Origin of the sequence: Streptococcus sp. 714 (genome assembly GCF_013277115.1) — a bacterium.
Classification (GTDB): Bacteria; Bacillota; Bacilli; order Lactobacillales; family Streptococcaceae; genus Streptococcus.
In genome coordinates this window covers 1-5,394 of record NZ_VMMH01000031.1, presented here as the reverse complement: position 1 = coordinate 5,394, position 5,394 = coordinate 1, and the positions used below count along the sequence as shown (strand labels likewise).

Genomic DNA, 5,394 nt, shown 5'->3' with positions numbered 1-5,394 from the left:
TCAGCTTCCATCTGCAACCTCAAAACAGTGTTTTGAGCAGCCTGCGGCTAGCTTCCTAGTTTGCACTTTGATTTTCATTGAGTATAAAAAGAATCCGCTTCAAGCGGATTTTTCTAGAAAGGACTAGTTATGGATCAACTGCAGATTAAGGATTTGGAAATTTTTGCCTACCATGGTCTTTTCCCTAGTGAGAAAGAATTGGGGCAGAAGTTTGTCGTTTCAGCCATCCTATCCTATGATATGACCAAGGCAGCGACAGACTTGGATTTAACAGCCTCTGTCCATTACGGAGAACTGTGTCAGCAGTGGACGACTTGGTTTCAGGAAACCACTGAGGACTTGATTGAAACGGTAGCTTACAAACTGGTAGAACGTACTTTTGAGATCTATCCTCTTGTCCAAGAAATCAAGCTGGAGCTGAAAAAACCTTGGGCGCCAGTGCATTTGTCGCTAGATACTTGCTCGGTGACCATTCATCGTCGCAAGCAACGAGCCTTTATCGCCCTAGGAAGCAATATGGGAGATAAGCAAGCGAACTTGGAGCAAGCCATTGACAAATTGCGATCTCGTGGCATCCATATTCTCAAAGAGTCCAGTGTCTTAGCGACGGAGCCTTGGGGTGGAGTGGAGCAAGATAGCTTTGCTAATCAAGTGGTTGAGGTGGAAACCTGGCTACCAGCACCAGTCTTGTTAGAAACCTTGTTAGCCATTGAGTCAGAGATGGGACGTGTGCGAGAAGTGCATTGGGGACCTCGTTTGATTGATTTGGACTTGCTCTTTGTGGAGGACCAGGTCATTTATACAGACGAGCTTATCTTGCCTCATCCTTACATAGCAGAACGCCTTTTTGTCCTTGAATCCTTACAGGAAATTGCACCTCATTTTATCCATCCTACATTAAAGCAACCTATCCGCAGCTTGTATGATGCTTTGAAAAAATAGAAAAACTCTAGTTTTCAGTCACTTGTAACTGAAGGCTAGAGTTTTTAAAATAGGTCATTTTCTTCTGGGAGGAGAATAGTCTCTCTACCATCCATATCTAAAACCAAGACTCTCGGGGGATAAAGAGGGTCGAATGGATGGTTAAAATCAAAATCAATGGCTGTAGGGAGGTGCTGACTTGAAAAGTGGAAGGTAATTTTTCCTTGGTTATTAAGCAATTGAAACTCGAGTTCTTCTTCCAATTCAAAGACATTTTTCAAGAAGTGGTCGATGATATACCAAAAAGAGTCAATGACATCATCAGGCAAGCTGGTAACAATGCCAAAACTAGCCGACCGCATCTGGGTATTGGTAAAAGCCATATCTCTGCCCCCTTTCTTTTCCCTTATCATACAGCAAATAGGATTAAAAATCAAGAAAAGGTGATTTTTTCTTCATAAACATAGTTTTCTATGAAATTTTTTTCAAACAATCTTCAAAAAATGCTTGAAAGTGTTTACAAATAGTGATAAAATGGAATAAGTAGAATCATGAAAACGAAATTTTCATACCGTCTCTTTTTTGGAGTCTCGTGAGGTATGATATAGAAAGGAAAAGGAATGAATACAGACGATACAGTAACGATTTATGATGTCGCCCGTGAAGCAGGGGTTTCAATGGCGACGGTTAGCCGTGTAGTTAATGGCAATAAAAATGTAAAAGAGAATACTCGTAAAAAAGTGCTTGAGGTGATTGACCGTTTGGATTACCGTCCAAATGCAGTGGCGCGTGGTCTTGCAAGTAAAAAGACAACCACTGTCGGTGTCGTGATCCCAAATATCACTAATGGTTATTTCTCAACGCTTGCTAAGGGGATTGATGATATCGCTGAAATGTACAAGTATAATATCGTCCTTGCTAACAGTGATGAGGATGATGACAAGGAAGTTTCAGTTGTCAATACACTGTTTTCTAAGCAAGTGGATGGTATCATCTTTATGGGGTACCACTTGACTGAAAAAATTCGTTCAGAGTTTTCTCGCTCTCGGACACCAGTTGTTCTTGCAGGGACAGTGGATGTAGAACATCAACTTCCAAGTGTCAATATTGACTACAAACAAGCAACGATTGATGCAGTGACCTACCTTGCTAAAGAGAACGAGCGCATTGCTTTCGTTAGCGGTCCACTAGTGGATGACATCAATGGTAAGGTTCGTTTGGTTGGCTACAAGGAAGCCTTGAAAAAAGCAGGGATTTCTTATAGCGAAGGATTGGTATTTGAGTCTAAATACACTTACGAAGACGGCTATGCCTTGGCAGAACGCTTGATTTCATCGAATGCAACTGCAGCAGTTGTAACAGGTGATGAATTGGCTGCAGGTGTCTTGAATGGTTTGGCTGACCACGGTGTATCAGTACCGGAAGAGTTTGAAATCATTACTAGTGATGATTCACAAATCTCACGTTTTACCCGTCCAAACTTGACAACTATTGCCCAACCTCTTTATGACCTTGGTGCTATTAGTATGCGTATGTTGACTAAGATTATGCACAAGGAAGAGTTGGAAGAACGTGAAGTTCTCTTGCCTCATGGTTTGACAGAACGTCGTTCAACACGAAAACGGAAATAGAAAAAATCAGGGAATCGTGAAGATTTCCTGATTTTGCTTTCTAGCGAAGGAGTTATACGCAATGAAAATCAAAGAGCAAACTAGGAAGCTAGCCGTAGGTTAATCCAAGCACTGCTTTGAGGTTGTGGATAGAACTGACACAGTCAGTAACCATACATACTGTAAGGCGACGCTGATATGGTTTGAAGAGATTTTCGAAGAGTATTAGCCTTCCATATAGTCTTTTAAAGCCTGTCCTGTTAGTCCGGCATTGAGGGCGATGAGGAGTTTCAAGCGGGCTTTTTGGGCGTTGAGTTCTTTAACAAAGAAGACACCAGATTTTTGCAACTGCACGCCCCCACCTTGGTAGGCATAGACAGGTTCTGCAATACCGTTAAAGCATCGTGAAACCAGGGCGACTGGGATTCCTTTTTGTAGAAGGCTTTCTAATTTTTGAGCCGTTTCTTTGGGAATATTACCAGCTCCGAAGGCTTGGATAATCAAACCGTCCAATTGTTCCAAATCCAGCATATCAATCAGCTCATCTGTCATACCAGCATAAGCTGAGATGATAGGGACTAATCCTTGTATGTGATCGAGGTCAAAGCGGACACGGGGCTCAGCTGTTTTAAAGTAGAGGATTTCGTGTTTCATAATCAGACCAAGTGGCCCGTGAGTAGGGGTCTGGAAGGTGCTGACATTGGTAGTATGTGTTTTGGTAACATACTTGGCAGCGTGGATTTCATCGTTCATAACAACCAAAACTCCTTTGTCAGCAGCCTTGTCATCGCTAGCCACCCTTAAAGCACTCAGATAGTTATAAACACCGTCACTGCCGAGTTCATTGGAGCTGCGCATGGCCCCTGTTAGAACGATAGGCATATGGGGAACTTCCATGGTATCAAGGAAATAGGCTGTTTCCTCTAAAGTATCGGTTCCGTGTGTGATCACCACTCCATCGTAGTTAGCCGCTTCCTCTTTAATTTTCTGGTAGAGAGCCAGCATATGCTTGGGTTTGATATGGGGGCTTGGCAGGTTAAAAAAGTCTAAGGCGTGGACTTGGATTCCTTCAAGTGGGTTGGACACATGGTTCATGGGATTATCTGAACTAGTCACAACAGCGCCAGAAGCATCGGCTTGCATGGAAATAGTTCCGCCCGTATGTAAAACAAGGATTTTCTTAGGCATGATTTACTCACTCTTTCTGAAATGTGGTATAATCATTGTATCACAAAAGGGGAGATTGGGATAGGATGGAAGTCAAAGCTGTTTTTTTTGATATCGATGGAACCTTGGTTAACGATCGTAAGAGTGTTTTGAAATCCACTAAGGACGCGATTAAGATTATCAAAGAGCAAGGAGTGCTAGTTGGTGTAGCAACGGGGCGAGGACCTTTTTTTGTTAAGGAATTGATGGACGATTTGGATCTGGATTTTGCGGTAACCTACAATGGCCAGTATATCTTTAATAAAGAAAGAGTCTTGTTCACGAGCCCAATTTCCAAGTTACATTTGCGTCATCTAATTACTTATGCTAAAAAAGAGGGCAAGGAGATTGCCCTAGGGACCAAGGATGCCATGTTGGGTTCTAAAATCATGTCCTTTGGTCTGGGTTCTTTTTCCCAACGAATCAGTCGCTTCGTTCCCTCTGTTTTAACTCGGACGGTGAGTCATTCCTTTAATCGCATGGTCAGCAAGGTTGTTCCCCAAAAGGAAGAAGACCTGCTTCACCTGATGAATCAGCCTATCTACCAAGTCTTGATGCTGATGACGCCAGAAGAATCTGAGAAGGCGGCAGCTGATTTTGAAGACTTGAAATTGACACGTAGTAATCCTTTTGCAGCGGATGTCATCAATCAAGGAAACTCTAAATTAGAAGGCATTCGACGAGTTGGGAAAGAATATGGTTTTGACCTCAACCAAGTCATGGCCTTTGGTGACTCCGATAACGATCTTGAAATGCTGGCAGGTGTCGGTATGTCGGTTGCTATGGGAAATGGTAGTAGTAGTGTCAAGGAAGTGGCCAAGCACATTACCACTAGCAATCAACAGGATGGAATTCACAAGGCTCTGGAACATTTTGGTGTTCTGGCTTCAGAAAAGGTCTTTGTCAGCCGTGACTATCATTTTAATAAGGTCAAGACCTTCCACCACATGATGGATGAACGGACCCAAGAAGAACCTCGAGCTTGGGATTTAGAAGGTGCAATCCATAGGGCCGGTTTTAAAATAGAAGAATTGGTGGAGTTTGTTCGAGCAGCCAGTCCTTCTGAAGAGGACTTTGGTCAAGCTCTATTGCAACTTCATCAGTCTCTTGATAAGGCAGCAGATAAGGTAGCTAAGAAGACGCCTGCCCAGCAAGATTTGATAGGTCAGGTGGATGCCTTGATTGACACGCTTTACTTCACCTACGGTAGTTTTGTCTTGATGGGGGTTGACCCAGAACGTATTTTTGATATCGTCCATCAGGCCAATATGGGGAAAATTTTCCCAGATGGCAAGGCTCATTTTGATCCAGTGACCCATAAAATCTTAAAACCAGATGATTGGGAAGAAAAATATGCTCCAGAACCTGCTATTAAAAAGGAACTGCAGCGCCAACTCAAGGCTTACGAACGCCATAAAGAGAGAAATAATACTCAATGAAAATCAAATAGCAAACTAGGAAACTGCTCAAAGCACTGCTTTGAGGTTGTAGATAGAACTGACGAAGTCAGCAACATATATACGGTAAGGCGACATTGACGCAGTTTGAAGAGATTTTCGACGAGTATAAGTTTAAAAAAACGAAAACAAACATTGACTATTGGCCTAAAACAAAACATGCTATCTAGTTCGATAACATGTCCCCATTCTCATTTATC

General features: G+C 42.5%; 5 protein-coding genes. 3 read left to right on the top strand and 2 right to left on the bottom strand.

Translation table 11 applies throughout. The features are described from left to right. Nucleotides 1-129: 129 nt before the first annotated feature. The gene (folK, locus tag HT718_RS09115) at nucleotides 130-942 is read left to right on the top strand and encodes a 2-amino-4-hydroxy-6-hydroxymethyldihydropteridine diphosphokinase (RefSeq protein ID WP_173268252.1); all 813 of its coding nucleotides are present in this window, start codon (nucleotides 130-132) and stop codon (nucleotides 940-942) included. A gap of 44 nt (nucleotides 943-986) precedes the next feature. Here folK and HT718_RS09110 read toward each other — a convergent pair whose 3' ends face one another. Beyond that, a complete protein-coding gene (locus HT718_RS09110; protein WP_000886037.1) occupies nucleotides 987-1,304 on the bottom strand; it encodes a DUF960 domain-containing protein in 318 nt (105 codons plus the stop codon). Nucleotides 1,305-1,541: 237 nt separating this feature from the next. Here HT718_RS09110 and ccpA point away from each other — a divergent pair, with 237 nt between their 5' ends. Next, complete coding sequence (gene ccpA / locus HT718_RS09105; protein WP_020900851.1) at nucleotides 1,542-2,552, top strand: catabolite control protein A; 1,011 nt, start codon at nucleotides 1,542-1,544, stop codon at nucleotides 2,550-2,552. A 204-nt stretch (nucleotides 2,553-2,756) separates the two neighbouring features. Here the strand turns inward: ccpA and HT718_RS09100 are convergent, their stop codons facing one another. Beyond that, nucleotides 2,757-3,719, bottom strand: coding sequence for an asparaginase (locus HT718_RS09100; protein ID WP_173268251.1), 963 nt, complete (start codon nucleotides 3,717-3,719; stop codon nucleotides 2,757-2,759). Nucleotides 3,720-3,784: 65 nt separating this feature from the next. Here HT718_RS09100 and HT718_RS09095 point away from each other — a divergent pair, with 65 nt between their 5' ends. After that, nucleotides 3,785-5,176, top strand: coding sequence for a Cof-type HAD-IIB family hydrolase (locus tag HT718_RS09095; protein WP_173268250.1), 1,392 nt, complete (start codon nucleotides 3,785-3,787; stop codon nucleotides 5,174-5,176). The last annotated feature ends 218 nt before the right edge of the window (nucleotides 5,177-5,394 follow it).

What these genes read in the sequence shown, in the direction of transcription:
- folK (WP_173268252.1), top strand. Translation starts at nt 130, where the DNA reads ATGGATCAACTGCAGATTAAGGATTTGGAAATTTTTGCCTACCATGGT.
- HT718_RS09110 (WP_000886037.1), bottom strand. Translation starts at nt 1,304, where the DNA reads ATGGCTTTTACCAATACCCAGATGCGGTCGGCTAGTTTTGGCATTGTT.
- ccpA (WP_020900851.1), top strand. Translation starts at nt 1,542, where the DNA reads ATGAATACAGACGATACAGTAACGATTTATGATGTCGCCCGTGAAGCA.
- HT718_RS09100 (WP_173268251.1), bottom strand. Translation starts at nt 3,719, where the DNA reads ATGCCTAAGAAAATCCTTGTTTTACATACGGGCGGAACTATTTCCATG.
- HT718_RS09095 (WP_173268250.1), top strand. Translation starts at nt 3,785, where the DNA reads ATGGAAGTCAAAGCTGTTTTTTTTGATATCGATGGAACCTTGGTTAAC.